Origin of the sequence: Nocardia terpenica (genome assembly GCF_013186535.1) — a bacterium.
GTDB lineage: Bacteria > Actinomycetota > Actinomycetes > Mycobacteriales > Mycobacteriaceae > Nocardia > Nocardia terpenica.
On the sequence record NZ_JABMCZ010000005.1, the window covers coordinates 1,166,463 to 1,189,633 of the forward strand.

31 protein-coding genes and 1 pseudogene are annotated in these 23,171 nt (G+C 64.5%); 16 read left to right on the plus strand and 16 right to left on the minus strand.

Features of this window, described 5'->3' with window-relative positions; translation table 11 throughout:
* Positions 1-83 precede the first annotated feature (83 nt).
* Both HPY32_RS41100 and HPY32_RS41105 read left to right on the plus strand, forming a co-directional pair.
* Complete coding sequence (locus tag HPY32_RS41100; RefSeq protein ID WP_067587036.1) at positions 84-437, plus strand: TfoX/Sxy family protein; 354 nt, start codon at positions 84-86, stop codon at positions 435-437.
* A gap of 37 nt (positions 438-474) precedes the next feature.
* The gene (locus HPY32_RS41105; RefSeq protein WP_067587034.1) at positions 475-885 is read left to right on the plus strand and encodes a VOC family protein; all 411 of its coding nucleotides are present in this window, start codon (positions 475-477) and stop codon (positions 883-885) included.
* Between the two features lie 215 nt (positions 886-1,100).
* On the opposite strand, the pseudogene HPY32_RS45400 reads toward HPY32_RS41105, so the two are convergent.
* Both HPY32_RS45400 and HPY32_RS41110 read right to left on the minus strand, forming a co-directional pair.
* Positions 1,101-1,311, minus strand: a pseudogene (locus HPY32_RS45400) (MerR family transcriptional regulator).
* Positions 1,308-1,628: an ArsR/SmtB family transcription factor gene (locus tag HPY32_RS41110; protein ID WP_067587032.1), complete on the minus strand. Its 321-nt coding sequence runs from the start codon at positions 1,626-1,628 to the stop codon at positions 1,308-1,310. The pseudogene HPY32_RS45400 and the gene HPY32_RS41110 overlap by 4 nt, the downstream one beginning before the upstream one ends.
* 113 nt (positions 1,629-1,741) lie before the next feature.
* On the opposite strand from HPY32_RS41110, the gene HPY32_RS44220 reads away from it, so the two are divergent.
* Positions 1,742-2,206 carry an MFS transporter gene (locus tag HPY32_RS44220; RefSeq protein ID WP_197696477.1) on the plus strand — a complete coding sequence of 155 codons (465 nt, stop codon included), beginning with the start codon at positions 1,742-1,744 and terminating at the stop codon, positions 2,204-2,206.
* 63 nt (positions 2,207-2,269) lie between these two features.
* Entirely contained in the window at positions 2,270-2,917 is a 648-nt protein-coding gene (locus HPY32_RS44225) for an MFS transporter (RefSeq protein ID WP_197696476.1), read from the plus strand.
* Between the two features lie 132 nt (positions 2,918-3,049).
* On the opposite strand, the gene HPY32_RS41120 is transcribed toward HPY32_RS44225, so the two are convergent.
* Positions 3,050-3,994 (minus strand): class I SAM-dependent methyltransferase, encoded by a 945-nt coding sequence (locus tag HPY32_RS41120; RefSeq protein WP_231951607.1) that lies wholly within the window; start codon positions 3,992-3,994, stop codon positions 3,050-3,052.
* A gap of 240 nt (positions 3,995-4,234) precedes the next feature.
* Entirely contained in the window at positions 4,235-4,594 is a 360-nt protein-coding gene (locus tag HPY32_RS41125) for an Rv2640c family ArsR-like transcriptional regulator (protein ID WP_067587028.1), read from the minus strand.
* A 100-nt stretch (positions 4,595-4,694) separates the two neighbouring features.
* On the opposite strand from HPY32_RS41125, the gene HPY32_RS41130 reads away from it, so the two are divergent.
* The 5 genes from HPY32_RS41130 to HPY32_RS41150 all read left to right on the plus strand — a co-directional run bounded on the left by HPY32_RS41130 (position 4,695) and on the right by HPY32_RS41150 (position 8,431).
* Positions 4,695-5,168 (plus strand): ArsI/CadI family heavy metal resistance metalloenzyme, encoded by a 474-nt coding sequence (locus HPY32_RS41130; protein ID WP_067595631.1) that lies wholly within the window; start codon positions 4,695-4,697, stop codon positions 5,166-5,168.
* A gap of 178 nt (positions 5,169-5,346) precedes the next feature.
* On the plus strand, positions 5,347-5,616 hold the full coding sequence (locus HPY32_RS41135) for an ArsR/SmtB family transcription factor (RefSeq protein ID WP_228787241.1): 270 nt from the start codon (positions 5,347-5,349) through the stop codon (positions 5,614-5,616).
* A complete protein-coding gene (gene arsB, locus HPY32_RS41140) occupies positions 5,613-6,686 on the plus strand; it encodes an ACR3 family arsenite efflux transporter (RefSeq protein ID WP_067587020.1) in 1,074 nt (357 codons plus the stop codon). Before HPY32_RS41135 ends, arsB begins: the two co-directional genes overlap by 4 nt.
* Positions 6,687-6,701: 15 nt before the next feature.
* A complete protein-coding gene (locus tag HPY32_RS41145; RefSeq protein ID WP_067587018.1) occupies positions 6,702-7,361 on the plus strand; it encodes an arsenate reductase ArsC in 660 nt (219 codons plus the stop codon).
* A 497-nt stretch (positions 7,362-7,858) separates the two neighbouring features.
* Positions 7,859-8,431, plus strand: coding sequence for an AAA family ATPase (locus HPY32_RS41150; RefSeq protein ID WP_197696475.1), 573 nt, complete (start codon positions 7,859-7,861; stop codon positions 8,429-8,431).
* 728 nt (positions 8,432-9,159) lie between these two features.
* On the opposite strand, the gene HPY32_RS41155 is transcribed toward HPY32_RS41150, so the two are convergent.
* Together HPY32_RS41155 and HPY32_RS41160 are read right to left on the minus strand one after the other, a co-directional pair.
* Entirely contained in the window at positions 9,160-9,372 is a 213-nt protein-coding gene (locus HPY32_RS41155; RefSeq protein WP_082871283.1) for a DUF397 domain-containing protein, read from the minus strand.
* Complete coding sequence (locus tag HPY32_RS41160) at positions 9,369-10,349, minus strand: helix-turn-helix domain-containing protein (RefSeq protein WP_269456506.1); 981 nt, start codon at positions 10,347-10,349, stop codon at positions 9,369-9,371. The genes HPY32_RS41155 and HPY32_RS41160 overlap by 4 nt, the downstream gene beginning before the upstream one ends.
* Positions 10,350-10,748: 399 nt before the next feature.
* Between HPY32_RS41160 and HPY32_RS41165 the strand changes: the two genes are divergently transcribed.
* From HPY32_RS41165 to HPY32_RS41175, 3 genes are all read left to right on the plus strand, one after another.
* Positions 10,749-10,958 (plus strand): hypothetical protein, encoded by a 210-nt coding sequence (locus tag HPY32_RS41165; RefSeq protein WP_067587013.1) that lies wholly within the window; start codon positions 10,749-10,751, stop codon positions 10,956-10,958.
* 88 nt (positions 10,959-11,046) lie between these two features.
* Complete coding sequence (locus HPY32_RS41170; RefSeq protein ID WP_082871281.1) at positions 11,047-11,490, plus strand: hypothetical protein; 444 nt, start codon at positions 11,047-11,049, stop codon at positions 11,488-11,490.
* Positions 11,491-11,543: 53 nt separating this feature from the next.
* Positions 11,544-11,993, plus strand: coding sequence for a DUF3558 family protein (locus tag HPY32_RS41175; protein WP_067587006.1), 450 nt, complete (start codon positions 11,544-11,546; stop codon positions 11,991-11,993).
* 3 nt (positions 11,994-11,996) lie between these two features.
* Here the strand turns inward: HPY32_RS41175 and HPY32_RS41180 are convergent, their stop codons facing one another.
* The 5 genes from HPY32_RS41180 to HPY32_RS41200 all read right to left on the minus strand — a co-directional run bounded on the left by HPY32_RS41180 (position 11,997) and on the right by HPY32_RS41200 (position 16,327).
* A complete protein-coding gene (locus HPY32_RS41180; RefSeq protein ID WP_067587003.1) occupies positions 11,997-12,383 on the minus strand; it encodes a hypothetical protein in 387 nt (128 codons plus the stop codon).
* 39 nt (positions 12,384-12,422) lie between these two features.
* On the minus strand, positions 12,423-12,977 hold the full coding sequence (locus HPY32_RS41185; RefSeq protein WP_156674399.1) for a hypothetical protein: 555 nt from the start codon (positions 12,975-12,977) through the stop codon (positions 12,423-12,425).
* Positions 12,978-12,985: 8 nt separating this feature from the next.
* Positions 12,986-14,626 carry an alpha/beta hydrolase gene (locus HPY32_RS41190; RefSeq protein WP_067586995.1) on the minus strand — a complete coding sequence of 547 codons (1,641 nt, stop codon included), beginning with the start codon at positions 14,624-14,626 and terminating at the stop codon, positions 12,986-12,988.
* 5 nt (positions 14,627-14,631) lie between these two features.
* Positions 14,632-14,913 carry a hypothetical protein gene (locus tag HPY32_RS41195; RefSeq protein WP_082871280.1) on the minus strand — a complete coding sequence of 94 codons (282 nt, stop codon included), beginning with the start codon at positions 14,911-14,913 and terminating at the stop codon, positions 14,632-14,634.
* Positions 14,914-15,970: 1,057 nt separating this feature from the next.
* A complete protein-coding gene (locus HPY32_RS41200; RefSeq protein ID WP_156674398.1) occupies positions 15,971-16,327 on the minus strand; it encodes an alcohol dehydrogenase catalytic domain-containing protein in 357 nt (118 codons plus the stop codon).
* A 408-nt stretch (positions 16,328-16,735) separates the two neighbouring features.
* Between HPY32_RS41200 and HPY32_RS41205 the strand changes: the two genes are divergently transcribed.
* From HPY32_RS41205 to HPY32_RS41215, 3 genes are read left to right on the plus strand one after another with little or no spacing between them, the layout of a single operon-like run.
* Positions 16,736-17,401: a TetR/AcrR family transcriptional regulator gene (locus tag HPY32_RS41205; RefSeq protein ID WP_067586983.1), complete on the plus strand. Its 666-nt coding sequence runs from the start codon at positions 16,736-16,738 to the stop codon at positions 17,399-17,401.
* The gene (locus HPY32_RS41210; RefSeq protein WP_067586981.1) at positions 17,401-18,357 is read left to right on the plus strand and encodes an MBL fold metallo-hydrolase; all 957 of its coding nucleotides are present in this window, start codon (positions 17,401-17,403) and stop codon (positions 18,355-18,357) included. The genes HPY32_RS41205 and HPY32_RS41210 overlap by 1 nt, the downstream gene beginning before the upstream one ends.
* Positions 18,354-19,262, plus strand: coding sequence for an alpha/beta fold hydrolase (locus HPY32_RS41215; protein WP_082871279.1), 909 nt, complete (start codon positions 18,354-18,356; stop codon positions 19,260-19,262). The genes HPY32_RS41210 and HPY32_RS41215 overlap by 4 nt, the downstream gene beginning before the upstream one ends.
* On the opposite strand, the gene HPY32_RS41220 is transcribed toward HPY32_RS41215, so the two are convergent.
* Together HPY32_RS41220 and HPY32_RS41225 are read right to left on the minus strand one after the other, a co-directional pair.
* Complete coding sequence (locus HPY32_RS41220) at positions 19,252-19,791, minus strand: DEAD/DEAH box helicase family protein (RefSeq protein WP_067586979.1); 540 nt, start codon at positions 19,789-19,791, stop codon at positions 19,252-19,254. The genes HPY32_RS41215 and HPY32_RS41220 overlap by 11 nt on opposite strands.
* Positions 19,792-19,809: 18 nt before the next feature.
* Positions 19,810-20,211 carry a hypothetical protein gene (locus HPY32_RS41225; RefSeq protein ID WP_216676724.1) on the minus strand — a complete coding sequence of 134 codons (402 nt, stop codon included), beginning with the start codon at positions 20,209-20,211 and terminating at the stop codon, positions 19,810-19,812.
* A 200-nt stretch (positions 20,212-20,411) separates the two neighbouring features.
* Between HPY32_RS41225 and HPY32_RS45405 the strand changes: the two genes are divergently transcribed.
* A complete protein-coding gene (locus HPY32_RS45405) occupies positions 20,412-20,549 on the plus strand; it encodes a hypothetical protein (RefSeq protein WP_231951605.1) in 138 nt (45 codons plus the stop codon).
* 76 nt (positions 20,550-20,625) lie between these two features.
* On the opposite strand, the gene HPY32_RS41235 is transcribed toward HPY32_RS45405, so the two are convergent.
* Genes HPY32_RS41235 through HPY32_RS41245 form a run of 3 tightly spaced genes read right to left on the minus strand, consistent with a single transcriptional unit; the run spans position 20,626 to position 23,074 of the window.
* The gene (locus HPY32_RS41235; protein ID WP_067586974.1) at positions 20,626-21,270 is read right to left on the minus strand and encodes a response regulator transcription factor; all 645 of its coding nucleotides are present in this window, start codon (positions 21,268-21,270) and stop codon (positions 20,626-20,628) included.
* Entirely contained in the window at positions 21,261-22,406 is a 1,146-nt protein-coding gene (locus HPY32_RS46395; protein WP_067595622.1) for a sensor histidine kinase, read from the minus strand. Before HPY32_RS46395 ends, HPY32_RS41235 begins: the two co-directional genes overlap by 10 nt.
* A 20-nt stretch (positions 22,407-22,426) precedes the next feature.
* The gene (locus HPY32_RS41245; protein ID WP_067586967.1) at positions 22,427-23,074 is read right to left on the minus strand and encodes a DedA family protein; all 648 of its coding nucleotides are present in this window, start codon (positions 23,072-23,074) and stop codon (positions 22,427-22,429) included.
* Positions 23,075-23,171: the final 97 nt, after the last annotated feature.

Here is a 23,171-nt window from a genome sequence, read left to right on the forward strand (position 1 = left end):
GCATTGGTGACAAGTTCTGTCCTGAACGGCTTCTACCGTCGGTTTCGGTCCCATTCGATCGGCATCCAGAAAGCGAGGGCGACATGGCATACGACGAGGTACTCGCCGACCGCATCACCGAACGGCTGGCCCCGCGCGGGGTGACCGCGAAGAAAATGTTCGCGGGCCTGACGTTCCTGTGGCAGGACAACGCGATGGCCAATCTCTACGACGAGGGCCTGATGGTGCGCGTGGGCCCGGACCGCATGACCGACGCGCTCGCACGGCCCGGTGCGAAGCCGGTGATCATGCGCGGCACACCGCAGAACGGCTGGGTGCTGCTGGATGAGGAAATCCTCGACGACGACGTCCTGGACTACTGGCTGGAATGGGCCTTCGACGTCACCTGCGACCTGCCGCCGAAGAAGCCCAGGACCAAGGGCACCAAGACGAAATAGACCACAGCACAGGCATATTCACGACGGGAAACCACCCATGATCACAGCAATCAACACCGCCACCGCCTGGGTACTCGACCAGGACTCGGCCAAGAAGTTCTTCACCGACACCCTCGGCCTCGAGGTCCGCGCCGACATCACCATGGGTCCGGGCATGCGCTGGCTCACCGTCGGCGCCCCGAACCAGCCCGACACCCAACTCACCCTGATGGTGCCCGGACCACCATCACTGGACCCCGAATCCGCCGAACAACTCACCACGTTGATCGCCAAGGGCGTCCTGATCGGCTGCACCTTCACCGTCACCGACTGCCACACCACCTACAAAGAACTCACCACCCGCGGCGTCACCTTCCTCCACGAGCCGCAACCGCGGCCATGGGGCCTGTCGGCCACCTTCCGCGACGACTCCGGCAGCTGGTACGAAATCCTGCAACCCACCCGATAAACCCACCGGCGGAACAGAATTCGGCCCGGACACGAACTCTCACCCTCCGGGCCGAATACGCCTCACGAACGCTCCATAATGCCACATATCGCTCGCTGGTCAGTCGTCCAGACTAGTTGGGCGCCATGGCGTTTCCAACGCATCCACGTGTCGATGGGTGGGCGCCGGTCGTGTGCTTCGGTCGGTGAGTGGGGGCGAGGGTGGTGGGTGGTCGGTCAGTCTTGTTGGGTGAGTTGGTCTTGGAGGGTGATGATGCGGCAGGCGGCTTCCAGGGGTGTGCCGCGGTCGACGAGTTCACGGGCGTGCGGCGATGCACAGTTGGTAGCGCGAGAAGCGACGGTGTCCACCGGTGGAGCGTTGCGGGGTGATCAGTTCGGCCTCGTCGAGGCGGCGCAGGAATGCCTGTGTGGTCGGGTTCAGGGTCAGGTCCGTGTCGTGGTCCGCAGTGCGGTCAACACCGAATCGAGCAGTCCGGGAAACCGGTCGTTCAGGTCGTCGCGGCGCAATCGGACCAGGCGGGACCGGCCATCCGCGGTGGTTCTGGTGAGTCCGGCCTCGCGGAGAACGCGATAGTGGTGCGACAGTGTCGACTTGTGCAGCTCGATACCGTTGCCGATGACGGTGCAGTTCTCATCGCCTTCGGCGAGCCGGGCCACGATCTCCAGCCGCGCCGGGTCCGACAGCGCGTGCATGAGCTGGGTCAGCCGGATGTCCTCGGTCGCGGGATGCGGTAGCTCACGCATCAGGTCACCTGCGCCTTCACAGTGAGCCAGCCTAGCGCAACGTTTGACTATTGGACAATCATCCAACCAATGATAGTTTGACGGTTCCCCAACCATCGTAGGGAAGGTTGATTGTGTACAAGCGGCTATTTCCCTTGGCGCTGGCGACATTCGCCGTCGGCGTCGACGGTTTCGTCATCGCGGGTCTGCTGCCCGCCATCGCCGAGGACCTGGGTACCACCACTCCCGCTGCGGGACAGCTCGTTACCGTCTTCGCCGTGACCTTCGCGGTGGCCTCCCCCGTCCTCGGCGCGGCCACGAGCGGACTGAACCGGCGCACGGCCCTGATCCTGGCGCTGAGCATCTTCGTGGTCGGAAACGCTGCCACCGCACTGGGAACCGGCTACGGCGCGGTCATGGCCGCCCGAATCGTCACCGCCGCCGGAGCCGGGATCATCACCTCGGCGGCGTCCAGCACCGCCGCCGCCGTCGCACCGCCGCAACGTCGCGGCGCGGCCCTTGCCTTCGTAATGGGCGGGCTGACCACGGCCACCGCGCTGGGCCTGCCACTCGGCACACTGATCGGCGGCACCGACTAGCATCTGACGCTATGGGCGGTCGCCGCACTCGGGCTCATCGCCTGCCTCGGCATCGCGTTCGGCATGCCCAAGGTTTCCCTCCCGACGGCCACGCTCGGGCAGCGGCTCGCTCCACTGAAGCAGCCATGGGTTCTCGGTGTCCTGAGCGTCACCGTGCTGGCACTGGCCGGAACCTATGTTCTCTACGTGTACATCGGGGCAGCGTTCAACGACGTGACCCACGGATCCGTACCGACACTGACCGGCATCCTGTTCGCGTGGGGCGTCGGCACATTGATCGGAACCATCCTCGCCGGGCGGCTCACCGACCGTTACATTCCCGAGCGCGTCCTGCTGATCGGCCTCGCCGCGACGGTGGTCGTGCTGGCCGTCGGCCCCTGGGCAACAGCCAACCTGGCAACCACCATCGTGTGGGCCGCGGTCTGGGGCATCTGCGTGGGAGTACCTCTCATCCCGCAACAACACCGTCTCGTCGCGCACGCCCCGGCCGCGTCACCGATCCTGCTCGCCCTCAACTCGGCGTCGGTCTACGCCGGGGTCGCGATCGGCGGCGCGCTCGGCGGGCTCGCCCAAACCTGGATCGCCCCCACCCGCCTCGCACTGCCCGCCGCCGGCCTCACCACCGTGGCACTCACCCTCACCCTGATCACCACTCGCCGACCCACGGCAAAGACCACTCCCACGCGAGAGCCGACCACAACGAAGGCGTGAGTCCGCGAAAAGGCAATGACGACAGGCGCTCTGGGCGTCCGCCGTGATCCGCTGGCGGCCGTACTCCTCTGCCGTACGGTCGCCGCCTGGCCCTCGCAGACGGTGAAGCTGCCAGGCGTGGCCTGCGCTCGCTCAGGTGACCCGCGCGGCCACCAGGGTCTCGAAGGTGTAGGGCCGCAGGCCATCGGTACGGCCGGCGAAGTATCGCTGCTGGAGGTCTGCACGTGCCGGATGGTCCACGACCTTCAGACCGCACCGGCCGATCAGCCTCTCGATCTCGGATACCGGCCAGCCAGGCTGCACAGGCTCGCCGACAGAAGCCGCGATCGGCGTGTAGATCCGGGCGAATTCGGTCCCCACGTCGTCGAGCGCACAGTCCTCGGCCCGGTAGGAGAACACCACCTCGGACCCGGCAGCAGCCGCCGCGATCGTGCGCAACGTCGACTCGATCGCCTGTGCCGTCAGATAGGGAGCCACGCCCGTCCAGCAGAACATCGCCGGACGCGCCCAGTCGAACCCGGCCAGGCCCAGCGCATCCCGAACCGGTTCGGCCTCGAAATCAACCGGCACGAATACCTGCGAGTCGCCGAGCGGCAGGCCGAGCACCCTGACCCGCTCGCGCTTCCATGCCTGGGAGGCAGGGTGATCAACCTCGAACACCGTCAGCGACCCGAGCAGATCCGGCCGCCGCCACGCGAACGAGTCGAGCCCCGCCCCAAGAATCACGTACTGCGTGAAGGCACCAGCAGCCAGCCGGTCCTCGGCGTACCGGCTGCGGGTGCAGACAGCCGCGCGGGACTCGCGACGGACCGCGCCGGGAAACAGCGGATCGAACCGGTCTCGCAGCTGCTGCCACACCGGGCCGACAAGCACCAGGGCCAGCGCATCGTCCAGTACCCACGGCGACGCCGTCTCCAGGCGAAACAATCCACGCGACACGGCCGCAAACATCGCCGTCCTGCTCGGCGCGCTTTCCACGCATTCCTCCTCGCCGCCAGATCGCCCGGCAGCCACGATCTGCTCGCCACCAGAATCCTCCACAACGACCGGGCACGCCACCATCACAGCCGCCTGCACGCCACCACGCCCGGGACGCCACCAGAACCCCCCAGACCCGCCGACTCGACCCAGCATGAATAAGCCGAGACCCCGCGGGCCAGCCCGAGCCGAGCCAGAATCGGGGTCGACCTATCTAGTTACCCCGACGCTATGTCCCGTCAATTGCAAAATAGTGCCGAATTTACCGGCGCTGAGGACTTGTTCCGTGGTGCCCAATTCCTCGATGTTGGCTCAGATCGAATGCACGGTTGCCGAAGGTCAGCGGCAGCAGTTGGGGTCCAAGACGACACACAGGGCGGATAGTGCGTCGCGGCGGGCGCGGTGGTAGGTGTTCATGCCGCGTCGTTCGGATTCGATCAGACCGGCGGTGCGGAGCTGGCTCAGGTGATGGCTGACCGTCGATTCCGACAACCCGACCGCGGTGGCGAGGTCTCCGCTGTTCTGTTCGCCGAGGGGGCTGGTCAGCAGCAGTGACATCAGCTTCACCCGCACCGGATCGGCAATCGCCTTGAGCCGCAACGCCACCTCGAGCGCGGCGGCGTCGTCGACCGGCCCGGCGGCCACCGGTGGGCAGCAGACGGGGGTGGACATGTCGATCACGGGCAACGCCTTGGGCATGGAACCAACCCTACCGACTTCATTGACATATGTCGAAAATGTGGTGCACACTCGTGCCGTCAGTTCTTCGACATATGCCTCACAAGTGGAGGTTCTCGTCATGTCTCGCGTCCAACTCGCCCTCAACGTCGACGACATCGACCAGGCGGTCCGGTTCTACTCGACCTTGTTCAACACCGAACCCGCCAAGCGCAAGCCCGGTTACGCGAACTTCGCCATCTCCGAGCCGCCGCTGAAGCTGGTGCTCATCGAGAACACCGGGCACGGCGGCAGCGTCAACCACCTCGGCGTCGAGGTCGAATCCTCCGACCAAGTGCACGCCGAGATCGCACGCCTGTCGCAGGCGGGCCTGTTCACCGAGGAGCAGATCGCGACCACGTGTTGCTTCGCCATCCAGGACAAGGTCTGGGTCACCGCACCCGACACCGAACGCTGGGAGGTCTACACCGTCCTCGCCGACAGTGAATCCTTCGGCACCACACCCGAACTCGGCGACACCGAAGCCGTGCAGGCGTGCTGCGGCAGCGACGCCGAGGCCAAGGCGGTCGCGTCCGGTTCCGGCTGCTGCTCGTAACGCTGGATCGGTGGGCGAGTTCACCGGCCGTTCGCTTGTCTCCGATATCGATGGTTGCCAATATCGATGTATGTCGAAGTCGCAGTTGCCGCCGATCGGCGTGGCCACACCAGCGTGTGCGGCCACGCCCCGCACCCGCCCATCCCTGGACGCCGAGACCGCGACCGAGCTGGCCACGATGTTCAAGGCACTGTCGGACCCGGTGCGGCTGCGGCTGCTGTCGGCGATCGCGTCCAGGGTCGGGCAGGAGGCGTGCGTGTGCGATGTGTCCGACGGCATCGACGTCAGCCAGCCCACCATCTCCCACCATCTGAAAGTGCTGCGCGAGGCCGGATTGCTGACCAGCGAACGCCGCGCGTCCTGGGTGTACTACCGAGTGGTACCCGAAGCGCTGCAACGGCTTTCGCAGCTGCTGGCGATCGAGGCCGGTGCGGCGGTGACCGCGTGACCACCACGTCGGAGCCCGCTGCGGTCGTCGGCAAGCTGTCCACCCTGGACCGGTTCCTGCCCGTGTGGATCGGGGCCGCCATGGTCGCGGGCCTGCTGCTGGGCCGTCTGGTCCCCGGCCTGGGTGCCGGGTTGTCGGCGGTGCAGGTGGACGGGATCTCGCTCCCGATCGCGGTCGGTCTGCTGGTGATGATGTACCCGGTGCTCGCGAAGGTCCGCTACGACCGCCTCGACGCCGTCACCGGCGACCGCCGCCTCCTGCTCGGATCGCTCGTGCTGAACTGGGTGATCGGCCCCGCGTTGATGTTCGCCCTGGCGTGGCTGTTGCTGCCGGATCTGCCCGCATACCGGACCGGACTGATCATCGTCGGTCTGGCCCGCTGCATCGCGATGGTGATCATCTGGAACGACCTCGCCTGCGGCGACCGTGAAGCCGCCGCCGTGCTGGTCGCGCTCAACTCGATCTTCCAGGTCGTCATGTTCGCGGTCCTCGGCTGGCTCTACCTGTCGGCGCTGCCGGGCTGGCTCGGGTTGGCGCAGACCGCGATCCACACCTCGCCGTGGCAGATCGCGAAATCGGTGCTGATCTTCCTCGGTATCCCGTTGCTGGCCGGATTCGGCACCCGCCGCCTCGGCGAAAAGGCCAGGGGCCGAACGTGGTACGAATCCACCCTGCTGCCCCGGCTCGGGCCGTGGGCACTGTACGGGCTGCTGTTCACGATCGTGATCCTGTTCGCCCTGCAGGGCCGCCAGATCACCGCCCACCCCGTCGATGTCGTAAGAATCGCGCTGCCGCTGCTGGCGTACTTCGCGCTCATGTGGGGCGGCGGCTACCTACTCGGCGCACTCCTGCACCTCGGGTACGCGCGTACCACCACGATGGCGTTCACCGCCGCGGGCAACAACTTCGAACTCGCCATCGCCGTCGCGATCGCCACCTACGGCGCCTCCTCCGGCCAAGCCCTCGCCGGAGTCGTCGGGCCCCTCATCGAGGTCCCTGTCCTCGTCGGACTCGTCTACGTTTCTCTCGTGTTACGAAACCGCCTCTCCCGCAACGATGTTCAGCACTAAAACCGGAGCACCACCATGACCGACAACTCGCTCGCGCACGCCAACACCCTCACCATCGACCACCGACTCGCGTTGAAGACCGCCGCGACCCGGCTGAACCGCGAGTTCGCCAACTTCTTCGGCACCGAGACCATCGAAAGCTACCTGTACTCCTCGTTCCACCAATCCGCCTCCCGCGCTACCGTTGTCAACTTCCTGCCCCTGCTGGCCGAACGCTTCGCCCGCCAACGCCTGCACGCCCTCGCCAAGGCGGAAGGCAAGATGCCGACCGGCAAGCCCACGGTGCTGTTCCTGTGCACCCACAACGCCGGACGCTCCCACATGGCACTCGGCTATTTCACCCACCTCGCCGGAGACCACGCCGTCGCCTGGTCCGGCGGCTCCGAACCCGGCCACGAAATCAACCCGGTCGCGGTCGAAGCCATGGCCGAGGTCGGCATCGACATCGCCCGCGAATACCCCAAACCCTGGACCGAGGAAATCCTGCACGCCGCCGACGTCATCATCACCATGGGCTGCGGCGACGCCTGCCCCATCTACCCCGGCCGCCGCTACGAGAACTGGGACCTGCCCGACCCAGACGGCCAACCCCTCGACGTCGTGCGCGGCATCCGCGAACAGATCGGCAACCGCGTCCGTGGCCTGCTCGACGAGTTGAACATCCCCGTCGACTGAAAGACCCAAGTGCTCGACATCTACCAACTCGGACGCAACGTCCCCTCATGCCCGATGGCGCGCGTTGGTCGAACATCCAGAACAGTTGAGCGGCATGGCCTCCAACGCACACCCATGCCGAGTCGAGTGCGTCCGGGTGATGTCGAATCGATCCCGGGATGGTCGATACAAGATCGCTCGAGTACCGCGTGTCGCACCGCTGTTCACGAAACCATCAGCGGCCAACTGCATTTGGTCGGCGCAGAGGTCGGTGGAACTCTTGAGGATGTTGGGCTGCAACGTGTTTGGGCGTAACGGTCGGGATCCTGGTGCTATGTTGCGTAGGTATCATCGAGGATCGAGCAAGGCGGCGACATGACGGCTCCGGGCAATGGCGGCGTACCACAGTGGGACAGCACGAAGACCTACTCGACGACATTGCGTGGGCCCTGGAATCCGATATGCGGCGGGCGATGGGAAATGCCGACTACTGACCGGCGAACGTCGGGATGCCGCCGATGACGTCGTCCGTGCCGCAGCTGGTCCATCTCAACGGACCGCCCGGAATCGGCAAGTCGACTATCGCCGAGATGTATGCGTCGCGCCATCCCGGCACATTGCGCCTCGACATCGACTACCTTCATCGGCTCGTCGGAGGGTGGCAGGATCGTGAGACGCAGACTCACCGGCTGCTTCGACCGGTGGCGCTGGCCATGGCTACCAGCCATCTGCGAGGTGGGCATGATGTCCTGCTCCCGCAGTGCCTCGCCACGATCCACGAGATCAAGGAGTTCGAGGAAGCCGCGCGCCGAGCGAACGCGAAATTTCGCGAGGTGGTGCTGCTGGACTCCCGGAAGAGCGCTATCGAAAGATTCGAACGCCGCACCAAAGAAAATGATGACGAATGGATTCAACATAGCGCCAGGGTGATCGAACTGGAGGGCGGCTCACTGTTCCTGGCGGGGATATACGACAAACTGCTGGCGGTACTCGAGGAACGCCCCTCCGCTGTGGTTCTAACCAATATGTGGGGAGACCCGGAAGGTACCTATGAGCGACTCGTGGCCAGTCTGAACTATCGGATGGCATGAACCCTCAGCGGCAGCGCGGCGGTACGCTAGGCGAACCATGGTGACCTGGCCGGAATCCTCGATTACCCGCAGCATGGGCGCCGCTTTATAGGAGTAACGGCTGTCATAGAAATCGTTTGACGCTGTTTGCGTCAAATCGATGGCCTCCCAGGGCATCTCCTGTCAGATGCATGCATTGGCACGCAAACAGGGGCGAACTCGCTGCAAAATCGTGTTCTTACAGGCACTCTGTCGGCCGGACGGGGGGTGAACTCGCACCAAATACGCGTTCATCGCAGAGTACTGATAGGGAAACGGGAGTGAGTACAACCCAAAAACCCGCCAGAACACCGATTTATGATGATCATTGCCATCCCCCAGCTTGTCGACCCGTCGTCGTTGCACGCCGAACCTGATCGACGCTCCCGAGCGCACGGGTGTCGGCCCGAGCCAGACCAGAGCGGCAGGACACCCAGGCTCCAGTATCAGACTCTCGGCACGAACCACCCCGCCCACAAAAAGACGCCGGTTCAGTGGGCGTACCTACAGCCGTGAGAGGCAGAATATTTCGTCGCGTCGTTGAACTTGCTTGCGGCACACAATTTTACAGCTCGCACTTCCCATTTTGAGACCTCGAACCGCCGATGCTTCCCATCAAATAGAACTACTGCCAACCAACCGTCGAGCCTGATCCGAACATGAGTAAACCCCCCATAGCGCCGAAAGGCACTGGGGGGCTTACTCTTTCGTCACGCGGGGATGTTGAACCCGCCGTCCTTTACTCCACTCGTGAAAGCCGTCCACTCCGAGGAGGTGAAGACGAGCGCGGGACCGGACGGGTTCTTGCTGTCCCTGACTCCGACATGACCACCGCCCAGGTGGGCCACCTCCACGCATTCCCCGCCCGAACTGGTGCTACGGCTCGACTTGATCCACTTCGCCTCAGACAGGTCAACGTTCATTCGCCATACTCCTTTGCTACCGCCAGGATGAACGCCCTGGACTCGGCTTCACCCAACGCTACCCGGCCGATCTCTTGCAACGCATGGCGATAACGGTCGACGTCCGCCTCCAACTCCAGGTAGAGGTCTCCCGCATATCCCTCCACGTAGACTACGGGCGGCGCGATCAGTCCGGTTGCAGGCAGTCGCGGAAACTCCAGCAGCGCAAACGATCCAACGATCGAGCCCAGATGCCCAGAGGCGTCGAACGGCACGATGCGGATGGTCACATTAGGCAGCTCGGACGCCTCCAGGAGGTAATGCAGCTGCTCGTGCATCACACTCGGGCCGCCGATCTGGTCCCGGAGAGCGAACTCCGACAGGAGAACTTCCATCCTGAAATCAGGATCTTTCAATCGGGCCTGACGCCGGATGAACATCTCGACGCGCTTGTCCACCTGTTCCGGCGGCATGTCGGGTGACTCGGTCCATGTGATCGCGCGACGGTACTCGAGAGTCTGGACCAGCCCAGGGACGGCATTGAGCCGCCAAGTGGTAAAGCTTTGCGCCGCTTCCTCCAGAGCCATGTAGTGATCGAATTTCGCCTTCAGTTCGTTCGCATACGGCCTCCACCAGCCGCCGCCTCGCTGCTGCGTGGTACGAACCTCCAGAGCCAGATCCATGACCACCTCGCGCTCTCGTTTGGTGGCCCGGTAGCCGTCGCACAGGGTGTTGATGTACAGGTCGGATACCTTGGTGGGCAGACCGTCCTCCATGCGGCCAATGGTCTGCGGTGACACGCCTATGAGTCGACTGGCCTGGGTCAGGTTCACCTTGGCGCGCTCCCGGAGTCGCTTCAGCTCACGCCCGAGTCCGCGCCGCGCGAGTGTGGATCCAGTTGTCAATTCGTTTCCCTCACTATCGGTTTCATCGATTTCTGGAAGGGTCCCGCTATAGAGGCGTCCCCCTCGGGTCCGCCTGCGCAGGAATCGTCGCACTTCTAGGCCGGAAGCGGAAGATTGCGATTCCAGCAGCTATGAAATCCGCGTAGACATGGAGGCACCCCAGTAGCTGGGAGATTCCCACCACCTCACCCGTCCGGCCCGAACGCGACGGCAGCGGCTAGGCCCCAGCTACCGAGGCAACCAAGATCACCTCGCCGAACCGCTGGAGTCGAAGACATGTACGGGCTTCCGATTACGGACCACAGCGAACTTCCCATAATGACGCCGGAGAAAGCGCATTCGATCATGCAGGAACACCTTGATTGTCCGGTGACGATCTGCCCCGTGAAGCGCCAGGCAAAGCTTCGACTTGTCCAGGCTGGGCACCTGGTTCCGGCCGACGTTCCGCATGTGGGGAGCTGAGCTGGCACTCGGCAACGGACGCGACGACCGATGACTCGTCACTCCGGCGAGATCCCCGATGTCAGGGATTGGCTGTGCCGGATCGAAGACGCTGCCGGAAGCGGCTATCACGTTGAGCGAGAACCGAATCCGCCTTACGGGTGGAACCTGATCGACCCGGCCGGGGCCGTTATATGCAGCGGCACACTGGATCGGCTCGAACAGTGGGTCGTGCGCCGCAACACCGATCCCGATCAGTGAGTGCAGGCCCGCGGGTCAATCCCTCCCCCGGCCGAGCAGCTTCCCGGAAATCTTCGAACGATCACACGAACAGGAGTGTCTTACCTCGATGACCAGGCCAAGCATCATTCTCGGTTACAGCCCGGCCCAGCAGCGGAATCTGCGGCGGTTGGCCGAGGCTGGCATGTCCGGTCTGACCGTGAGCGCGCTCGCCGCCGACGAGTCCGCGCAAGGCAAGAGCGCCGCAGACAGCAGCCTCGCTTCGCTCGAACGGCTCGGCCTCGTACAGAAGAGGATCGGGCAGGAGACCGTGTGGGCCATCACCGAAAAGGGCTGCCTCGCCGACGAACTGATCCAAGCCCGGCGAGCAAAGCTTGAAAAGAGGGAGACCCCGCGAGTGGAGCCTCTTATCGAGCGAGCAGCACATGCAGGTTACCGCCTTGTGCGCACTACGCAGTCGACGCACGGATGGTCATTGCTGGACAAAGAAGACGGCGAGCGTATCCATTCGGCACCAACACTCGACCAGATCGAACAGTGGTTGAGCGAATAGTGGCTTCCCCCAAGAACGTTGACCGATAATTCCCTGCCGGTCGAGAGGAAATAATGAAGGTTACCGATCAGAGGGACCCCGAAGAACCGCTCTGGGACCCTCGCAAGATCACCCACGACGTATGGCGGCGGATCGGCGTCGACCCCGCCACGCTCAGCTCGAACATCGCTGGTTTCACCCACCTCCACGGGTTCAAACGATACGGCGGCCACGACACCCTGCGGACCTACGCGGTCGATGTGTGGTCCCAAGTCTCCACAGTCGGCGACTTCGAACGCGGAGAAGCCCGAGCCGAATTCGTGCCGGTCACGATCGCGGGGCGCCAGGGTCTGCGCTATCGCCCGACATCCGACCGGACCGGCGATCAATGCCACCTGATCTTTCCCTCACCCCAGGGCTCCTACAGCATCACCGTGACTCGACTGGACTCGCGGAGCCCTGTCGTCCCGTGCGACCGAGTTGTCGAGGTTGCGAAGATTGTGGTTCCGTGGCTGCCCGACTGACGGCTAACCGCGGTCGAACCAGCCTCGACGGTGGCGTTCCTCGAAGTAGCGGTCTTCGGCTTCCTCGAGCTTCTGTTGCCGCCGAGCCCGCTCCGCTTCTTCCTGCGCCGAGTTCGCTTGTGCGAACGTGGATATGGCTTCGAAGCGAGGATCGGCACGCAACTCGCGTGTGGCTTCCTCGAGCTTGGGTTGCTTGTCTTGGATCGCCGCCTCGTAGGCAGCAAGGATTGTCTTCTCGTCGTCCACGGTGACCGACAGCAACCGATCCTCGGCGTCCACGATCACCCGAATGCCGTTCACCACGCCGACTCCGCGGATCTGCTGTATCGCGTAGTGTGCGCGCTGCACCTTCGCACCGAGGTCTCCGAAGTCACTGTCATGCTGAGCCATCAGCGAACCCTTAATCGAATCGGACCGGCCCGGTCACTTTCATGACGGACGCTGGATCACTGTCGGCTGCGGTGTCTTCGAACCCATTCCCGAGTAAGGAAAGCATGGCGAGGCCGCCGTGACGCTCAACCAGCCATCACCCTTTCCGGCATCCTGCAAGACGAATGTGTAGTTGTCCGGCGTGCCCAGCCCTGCCAGCGTCGACGTGGCCTCCGAGTCCAGCTTCCAACCCCACCCCGTCCAAGTCTGCCGAAGTCGCGCGAAATACTGTGCAGTCTGACCCGCTGGAACCCCGACAACCCAGTAACTCACTTGCACCTGATGCGGTCCGTGCTCCTGGTAGCCGTCGTAACACGGCATCGGCCCCGCTGGCTGAAACGGGGAACCATGATTATCCCCATCAGGAGACATCGAGAATCCGATCCCGGTCTCGTCGGCAGTCTTCTCGAGGTAGCCGAAAATCCGTTGACGGGCCGCTTCTTCGGTGAGCGATGGGTCCACTGATTTTGCCTCCTTGTGCTCCTCGTGTGCGCATCCAGTCGGCAGTAGCACCATTGCGGCTATTGCCGAGGCGGCAAGCGCTTTAGACCACATCCGTGACATCATTTCACCGTAGGGGTGTGTCCGGCGATGATGTCGCCGAGATTGACCAGAGACTTACACGGTTTCCCGTTGACGAAATCCCAGTATTGACTGTGCGCTGCGGTGGTGTAACCGGTATGGCCATCCTGACCGGGATCTGATGCGAACACCTGCGCTCCGAACTCGGGATTTGTCGGACTGGCACCGAACGGATCGGCCAGCAATGCCATCTGAATCATATCGTGCTGTGCCTTGGTAGCGAATACGTGGTTCGGCACCTGATCTTGCGGGACACCCGTCAAATGGAGGTCGGAGGCATGGTTCACCGTAGTCCCCGGGCTGGCTACAAGTGCCACCGCGTCAGCATTGATGCTGCGCCCGTGAGCCGCCGCGTCGCCCACGAGTGTGGTGCCGTAACTGTGCGCCACTACCGAATTGTACGACGGTGCGCCATCGTGTGAGGCTCGTAAGCCATCCTGGAACCGGTCCAGCGCGGAGACTCCCGCATCGGCGTACTTGCGGTTCGACGCATCATTCACGTCCCAGTTGAACGGGTCCAAATGCTGCCCGACATCCACCGGCGTAGGGGGCGTGTCGTATCCGATCCATGCAATCACCGCGGGATGTTCCGCACCACTCGCTCGGCCCCTGTCGAACATTTTCTGAGACCTCAGCATATCGTCGGACATCTTGGATGGCTGCGCTCCCGTGCCGGGCACGTAGGTGGCAACATGGTCGGCAGTATCGGGATTACCGATGGATACCGCTGCGTGCGCATTGTGACCGGTTTGAGTGTCGAGCAGCATAAGGTAGCGATCAGGCCCGCTGATCGAGGACACGACCGTATGGAGATCGTCAAGCCTGTTCTTGACCGCGGGGTCACCGGCTTGAGCGCGAGCAAGTTCGTCCTGCAACTTCATCCGGTTGTAGTGATCGCGGTCGACCACCGGCAGACCATCTCGATTACCGAGGTATTGATCATGCCGCCACAGCGCGTCCTTCTCTGCCGGGGTCAGAGTTTCCCAGAAGTCGTGCAGTTGCTTCGGGTCTGTCGGCAGCTGTGCCCTGCCGTCGAGGATATCTTGGACCTGCGAGCGGACCGGTGGCCCGTCCGGCGTCTTCTCGTACTCGCCCAGGTGCTGAAGCTCGGACGTAATTGCTTGTGCCGCTTTGGCTTCCGCATCCCCGAACTGGACCAGCAAGGTCTTGATCCGAGTCTGAAAACCCGATGCCTGCGCATCCAACGCCTGCTGTATCAGCACGACCGCGAGCGGCGCGGTCGACGCACCCGTTTTCGACGGCATCATCGGCGCAGTGACATTGCCGCCGTCGTCGACGACCATGCCAGCGTGCGGGAGGTCGTGGTCGACAATGTTCAGCAGTGTTGTCCGGTAGCCGTCGAGTTCGCTGCCGTAGCCGTTGAAGTGGTCGGCGAGCGCAACGACCGTCTCCCCGAGATGATTACCCGCCAGCTTCTGCGACAGTCCCCGCGCCGATGCCGCCGCGGCCGCCTCCCCCTGCCAACTGTTCATAGCGGAGACGACATCGTGGTCCATCTGCTCCACACGAGCCGTGAAGGTGCCGTTTTGCGCAGCCAGATCGGCGGCAAAGTTGACCATCGATTGCGGATTGCATTGCCGCACATGGCTGATCGTGGTCATCGCGGCTACCCACCGCTGCTATAGCGACGTAGCTGACCAGCGAACAACTGATCGACTTCTTCGTAAGTCTTGGCCGCCGACTGCGACGCCTCCGACATCTGCCGAACGTTACCGCCGATGACACCATATGCCTTGATCACGGCATCCCTGGCCTGCGTCGACAATGCCTGCACCGGCGAATCGGGCATCGTGACTGCGGCCGAGATCGTGATTTGGCCGATAGCGTCGGCGTGTCCGGCCAGTGCGCCGCCGAGCTGATGCAGCGTGTCCTGGTCGACCTGAAGCATGTAGCCCAACGATCCCCCTGAAGAACCGAGTTCCAACCCGCAAAGCCTCCTGCGGACACTAGCATGTCGCCCCTGACCAGGGCATCCGCCGAAGGTAGGAACCCGTATTTGCGTCCGCCTGCTCAGCCTCTTGGACGCTGGGCTCGCCTGTCGTCGTCCTGTCTCGTGGCGGATTCGGATGCCTAGCCCTGGAACCCTTCGCGGGGTGCCTTCCGAGGCGTGTCGCGTGATGTTCGGTGTTCCGTGCAGATTCGCGAAATAGGTTGTGCCGCAACCTTGATCACTTCATGTAGCAGATAGGAGTTGGGACCCCGGAAGGAAGAAAAGAAAGAGAAAAGACCGTAACCCAACAGAGAACTTGCCGAATTTCCCTCTACAGAACCAAGAGCGGCGCGCATGCGCGCGCCGCCCGGTGCGCCCGCCCTCCGCTCCGCTCCCGGGCGGGCACCCCGGCGCAGAACCAGGATGGGGAACCGAACCACTACAGGGCAAAAGCACCGACTACTGATCCGCCCACCGCACAAGTGGTGCCCTACGGTGTATTTTGCTCATGCCGACAGTCCTGTCGGGGCCGTCCAGAATTTCCGAAACAGACCTGATGGTCTGCAAAGTTGACAGGTGCGAGATGATCTGAGTTGGCACATACTGTGCCGCGAACAAGGAGATATCCACCATGCCCCTGTGGCAGTCAGTCACGGTGCTCTGCGACCGTTCAACCGCAGATGACATAGTTATCAGCGAAGCCCGCCGGATAGCGGCCGCTGCTGGACATGCTAATGCTCACAGCTTTTGGATTACAAAGCGGCTCCCCAATTCGATCACTGTTGAATACCTCGACGAATAGATGAACTGTCCGGGTCCGGCATCATAGGTGGACGTCGGACCCGGACGATCGAGCGGCCACTGTTCCAATTCGCCAAATCACTGCCGCGCCCCTCCGGGGCTTGCCACGTCGTATCGACGCCGTTGAAGAAGGTTGGTTTGCCCATTATTTGCGTAAGAGATAGATACGACCGCGACGTTAGGAGTGTTGCCAATGACTCATCCGCAGATCGCCTCAGTCCTGCTCGAAACACCGAACGGCGGTGCCGGTACCGGTCCAGCCGATGAGGATCTCATCCGGGGAGCCGAGCACCTCCGCCGAGGAATACAGCGAGTTGCACAACACCACCCCGCCGACCTCGATCCCGAACACATCCTCGGCCACCGCCACGACCCGTCCGATGCAGGTCGGGCCAGGAACGAGCGGGACCGGCAGGTCATAGCCCAGGTCCCCGTTCAATACCTGGCGGGTGTACGACGGTACCCGGACCGCCAGCACGTCCACCAGAACACCGCCCGGGACCACCGACGGGTCGGGCACCTCGGTAACCCGCCAAGGCCCACCGACCTTGTCCAACCACACAGCACGCACCGAGCCAGCCTACGACTTACCAAGCACCACAGGAACATCCTGAAATCAGCCGAACGCGCGGTCCGAAGCAACCATGCGGGATTCCCGAAAAACCAACGCGCCGAGAACATCTCGGATAGAGGCAGTGCATGGAAACGTCGCTGCGCGCGTTCGGATCGTTGTGGTCGGTGAAGTCGGCCTGATCCGACCGTCCCACAGTCGATTCGATCTCGCTCATGATCCGAGTACGCCGAGGAGATGGGACAGAACCGTCCTAACTTCACCGAAAAATCTTGACGCATGCCGCACGCCGTGCGGTCCGAAGATCAACGCGGACAGCCGATCTCGGCATTTCCAACGCACCCACATAGGGAACGACTCCGTAGTGATCTGTTGACAAATTTAGTGAGCGCTCATTAAATTCATGTCATGATCGAGTCCAGCGAGCCGTCGCAACCCAGGCGGCGTGGCCGCCCGCCCAAGAGTGACGGTGTCGCCACCCGGGATCTGCTGTTGGGTGCGGCTTTGGAACGCTTTGCGCGCCAAGGGTTTGCGGCGACCACGGTGCGGCAGATCGCCGCCGATATCGGAGTGCGTGACAGCGCGATCTATGGGCATTTCGCGAGCAAGCAGGCGATCTACGACGCCCTGTTCGATGAAGCGGGACCGGCGTCGTTCGAAGCGCTGGGGATCGATGTGGCGTCGCTGTGTGCGGCAGGTCCGCGACAAGCGGTGCCGGAGTTGGTCGCACGGGTGATGGATGGCTGGTCCGAGCCGAGGGCGCGGCGCTTCCTGAGCGTGCTGCTGCGCGACGGCACCGGCGACGGCGGGCCCGGCGGCTTGGCGCTCGCGATCGAAGCGGCCAGAGATCGGCTCGGAGAACCGTTTCTGCGGTGGCAGCGCGACGGTCTCGTCCGCGCCGACATCCCGGCCCGGCAGCTGGTGTGGGAACTGTTCGCGCCGTTGCAGATTCCGCGCCTGCTGCATTTGCGTGCCTACACCGGCGAGTCCGACCTGGCGGCGGCCCGCGTGCTGGTCGCCGACCACGTGTCGTTCTTCCTGACGTGTGTCACCATCCCCGAGAGGACCAACTGATGTACTGCCACCTGCCCGTCGTCACCGAATTCGACGAAAGGCCAACCGGATTCGTCGCACCGAATCTCAGTCCCGAGGGCCTGCGCCTGCAGCCACAGGAAGTCGGCGAGGGCGCCTGGGCGCTGATGGCCAACCAATTCCCCAAGGACAACAACGGACTGATCGTGGGTGAGCGCGCGGCGCTGGTCGTGGACTCCGGGATCACTCCCGGGATCGGCCGCCACATCCAGGACGTGGCCGCCGAGCTGACCGGCACACCGATCAGATACCTCGCCAACACCACATTCCACGGCGATCACACCTTCGGCAACGCCGCGTTCCCCGATGCGGTGACGATCTTCTCCTCGCGGCTGAACAAGGCCGCGATGACCGATCTCTCGGCGGAGAAACGAATCCGGACCGAGAGCATGTACGGCGACAACGGACTCGATACCGTGCACACCTGGCGGCGTCCGGACGTGGTGTTCGATCGGTTCTGCGAGATCGATCTCGGCGGCCGGGTCGTGCACCTGTGGCATCTGGGGCCGGGCAACGGGTCCGGCGACACCATCGTCCACGTCCCCGATGCCAGGGTGGCCTGGACCGGCAACTTCGCCATGCCCGCCGGAGTCGTGCCGATGATGCTGATCGGCGATCCGCTCGGCTATGCCCGGACATTGCGCACCATGCAGGCCATCCTTCCGCTGGACACGCTGGTGCCGGGGCACGGTTTCCTCGGCGCCGCCGAACCCGGCATATCCGGACTGATCTCCTACTGCGAACACCTCGCGGCCGCGGTTGGCCGCGCCCATGAGGCGGGTGTTCCGGTCGAGGAGCTCTACGACGAGTTGCCCACCTGGGACATCGAACTGCCCGCCACCGAGCCGTTCCGCGCATTGGCGGCGTCGCTGCACCGGCTCAACATCCTGCTCACCTACCGCTGGATGGACGGCGTCCGCGCAGCGTTGGTCCGATGATCCCCGCGCGGCTCGTCGGAACCGGCGCTGTCCGGGTGATCGCGGCACACGATTGGCTGGTCCCCAGCGGGGCCTGGGGATGCTTCCGCGACTATCTCGACGGCGAACAATTCACCTATGCGCTGCTGGACGCTCGTGGATACGGCGCGCGGCGTTCGGTAGCCGGCGAGTACTCCATGCGCGAATGGGCCCGCGACATCATCGCGTTGGCCGACCAGCTCGGCTGGGACGAATTCTGCCTCCTCGGGCACTCGATGGGCGCGAAAGCCGCCCAGCAGGCCATGGCCGACGCTCCGCACCGAGTTCGCCGACTCGCCGCCCTCGCCCCCACCCCACCCGGACCCGTCCAGCTCGACGCCAGCCAGCGAACACTGTTCGAGAACGCGGTACATTCACCGCGCGCCCGCCGGGAGCTGGTGGACTATTCCACCGGCCGCCGGGCCGGTGCCGGATGGCTGAACTACATGGTGCGGGCATCATGTCGCGGATCGACACCAGCCGCATTCGCCGCCTACGCCGACTCGTTCGTTCACGACGACCTCACCGCCGACGTCGCTGGCATTCCGACTCCCGTGAAAGTCATTGCGGGCAAGCATGATCAAGCGACCTCCGAACACCAGATCCGCAGCATCTGGCCCGACATCTACCCAAACTTCCAACTACAGGTACTGGCCGATGCCGGTCATTACCCCATGCACGAAACCCGGTCGCCCTCGCCGCCACCGTGGAATCCTTTCTCACATGAGCGGCACCTGTTAGACGCCTGTTCCCCGATTGCGGGCGGCAGGCCCGACCTTGAACTGTGGCTCACCGGACTACTGGGCCCTTCCTCGTTCGCCACCTCTCTCTGCGAAACGACAGAGGCAGAGATGGTCGACGGCCTACACCGGTCCGTCAATGGGTGAACACCTCGGGAAACGCTGCGGTGATGGTCCCCAGCGTCTCGGACAGTGGCTGCCCGTCGGTCATCACTGCGAGGAAGCGGTACTCATCGCCGTGGCGGCGCAACGTCACATCCTCGGGATCGACCCGGTCGACGTGGTCACGCCATTCGGCCGAAGACGGTTTCATACGTGCGATGCGACGTCGGTCGCGGGTGGGTTTGCTTGCCAACAACTGGACCACGCCGAAGGTCACCGCCTCGGAGAGCAGTCGCCGGAAGGCGAGAAAGTCGTCGTAGCCACTGACGAAACTCCCCGCGACGACATTCGGATAGCCAGCCGCCCAGAAGTTCGTTACCACGGCAGCCACGTTGCGGTGAAACATTTCCCTGAAGGCGTCGTCCATGGTCCACGGGGTCACCTGGCCGATGTCTTCGGCGTCGAGCACCGCGCCACACGACAGATGTTCTCGCAGTGCGCGGACGACCGTGGTTTTTCCGGCGCCTTCCTGGCCGGTCACGATCAGCAGCCTGCGGCACTCGTGCTCAATCACAGTGGCAGACTGTACAGCTCAGATTTGCACGATCCACTCCAGTTTTCGGCACCACGCGTGCACGTGGGGAAGACGCTTCGGTTGGTCGGGTGGGAACGCCGCCGCCGCTTCTTTCCACAGGCGTCGCCAGGCCGAGAGGTCGAGCAGGTACGGGGGTACCGGGGCGGACTTCTCCTCTTTCGCCTTGGCCATGTCGATCAAGGTCGCGAGCACCGGCGCGAGGGGCTCGAATCGGGCCGGAACATTGCGTCCGGAACGCCAATCGCTGATGCGCTGCACCGAGGAGCTGGTGCGAGCGGTCGGCTGGGCGGCGCGCAGCCGCGCCACTGCTGCGGCTTCAACCCGCTGCAGCGTCGGATTGCCCGCGGCGTTGAAGAGTTCCACCAGCCTGACGGCGAATCGTGCTCGTGGCGAACCCATATCATCTACCTGGCGGTGGGCTGGGAATTTACCGCCCGCCGAGCCGGCTGGGGCTTTGCCATCAACCGGGCCGCCCGTGGCTGCGCCGCCCCCGAGAAGAAGGGCTCGGGCGGCGGGCGCCCACCCGGTTTCGACGCCGAACGATACAAGAGCGTCACGCCGTCGAGTGCGGTATCGGCCAGCTGAAGGAAAACCGTGCCGTGGCAATCAGATTCGACAAACTCGCCGTCCGCTACCCGGCCACCGTCGGTATCGCCGCCATCAACCAATGGCTACGACACGGATGGGGATGGGCATACGCCGCCGCCCTCATCTGCTTTCAGTCGAGACTCGATTGATCTGGCGGATCTGACGGCAGGCTCGTTCGACCGGAGGTTCGCCATGCTCATTGAGCCGGGCCTGATCTTCTGTGGGTCAGGATTTCAGATAGTGCAGCACCGCGAGGACGCGGCGGCTGTAGCCGCCGGTCTGTGGTAGCTCCAGCTTGTCGAAGATCGCATTGCAGTGCTTCTCGACGGCGCTTTGCGACACGTACAGCTGCTCGGCGATCGAGGCGTTGGTGTGGCCCTGCGCCATGTGCGCGAGCACGGTGCGTTCCCGTTCGGTGAGCCGCTCCAGCGCGTCGACGTGGCTGGTGCGGGCGAGTAGTTGACGCACCACCTCCGGGTCGAATGCCGCGCCGCCCGACCGGACGCGCTCCAACGCGTCCAGGAACTCCTCCACCCGGGCGACCCGGTCCTTGAGCAGGTAGCCGACACCCTGCGTGTCCGAGGACAGCAGTTTCATGGCGTAGCGCTTCTCGACGTACTGCGACAGCATCAGCACTCCCACCCCCGGATGGTCGCGCCGGATCGTCAGCGCGGCGCGCAGCCCCTCGTCGGTGTGGGTCGGCGGCATCCGCACGTCGACCACGACGACGTCCGGCGGCGCGGCGGCCACCGCCGCCAGCAGCGTGTCCGCGTCCTCGGTGGCCGCGGTGACCTCGTGGCCCTCCTCCGCCAGCAGCCGGACCAGCCCCTCGCGCAGCAGGGTGGAGTCCTCGGCGAGGATCACGCGCATGGCAGCTCCGCCTCGACGAGGGTCGGGCCGCCGCGCGGGCTGAGCACGGTGAAACGGCCGTCGAACGCGGCGATCCGGCGAGCCAGACCGGCCAGGCCGCTGCCGCTCGGGTCGGCGCCGCCCGCCCCGTTGTCGGCGATACGGACGCTCAGCACGGGGACGGTTTCGTCGGGCACGACCGCGATATCGACGTCGATACGGGAGGCTCCGGCGTGTTTGGCGGCGTTGGTGACGGCCTCGCGAACGGTGAAGTAGGCGGCCGTCTCGATCCGGGGTGCCGGGCGCTCGGCGAGGTCGCATCGGATCCGTACCGGTACGGTCGAACGCTCCGCCACGGTCGCCAGCGCCTCCTCCAGTCCCAACTCGTCCAGATTGGCGGGGTAGACCCGCCACGCGACCTGGCGCAGTTCGTCCAGCGCGCGCTGCGATTCCTCGTGAGCCTGCGCGTACAGCTCCTCCGAGTTGCTGCGCCGGGCCCGGCCGAGCAGCATCGCCATGGCGACCAGCCGCTGCTGGAGACCATCGTGCAGGTCCCGTTCGATACGGCGGCGTTCGGCGTCCACGGCCTCCACGATCCCGGCGCGGCTCGCCGACAGCTGGTCGATCCGACGCCGCATCACTTCACGCTCGCTCGGACCGAGGAACCGGCGGACGAGACGACGCTCCAGGGCAGCGACGGCGGCGAGCCCGGCCAGATCGAGGAACAGCGCGAGCACCCCCACGGTGCACAGGTAGGCGACGATCGGCCAAGTCGGGGTGATCCCGTCCGGCTGCTCTCCCCGCAACCACCCTGTCAGCGCCTCGGCGGTGGTCGCGACGCCGAAGCCCAGAATGGTGAGGGCGCCGCCGCCGAGCAGCCCGACGGGCCAACGACTTGCGAGATAACGGACGGCGCGGCCCGCGCTGAACTCTCCCGCGCCGTCCCCGCCCAGCAGCACAGCCACCCGCTGGCGTTCCAGATGCGCCAGCCGCAGGGCAGCGGCGGACAGCGGCCGGGAAATGGGGCCGACGGCCAGCACCGGCGCGGCCAACAGCAGCAAGACCAGCCCGACCACGGCAGACACCGTGCCCAGCGCGAGCCCGGCCACCGACCGGACACCGGTCGCCACCACACCGCGCACCGTCACTCTGCTCACGACCAGCGAGCCTAAACCGATCATGACCGGTGGCGGGCCTTGGAACGTGTCAGCCGGGAGACGACGAAGTAGCCGACCAGCAGCACGACCACCGCAACGACCCCCTTCGACACCATCCCCCCGTACTGCTCCACCAGTCGCCAATTGTCGCCCAGCCAGAACCCCGCCAGCACGAACACGGAGTTCCAGATGAGGCTGCCCAGGGCGGTCAGGCCCACGAACACCACCGGCGACATCCGTTCGATGCCCGCCGGAACCGAGATCAGGCTCCGGAACACCGGCACCATCCGGGCGAAGAACACCGTCTTGGCACCGTGCCGCGCGAACCACGCCTCGGCCCTGTCGATCTCGTGCGCCTTGACGAGCGGGATTCTCGCCGCGATCCGCCGGGTGCGGTCGCGACCGAGCGCCGCGCCGACGAAATACACCACCAGAGAGCCGACGACAGACCCGATCGTGGTCCACACGATCACGGCCACCACGCTCATCCGGCCCTGTCCGGCGGTGAACCCCGCGACCGGGAGGATGACCTCGCTCGGGACGAACGGAAGGACTGTGTCCACAGCATTGGCCAGACCGGCACCAGCCGCGCCCAAGGACTCCATGACGTGAACCGCCCATCCGGCGATCCCGCCGACCGGCTCCGCTGCGCTGCTCGCTGCATTCATAGCAGCAACGCTAGGAATCGGCGCCGCCGCGGACCATGCGGTCGACCACCGAAACAAACTGCGGAAAACCACAAGTCGGTCCGAGCACCCATTCCAG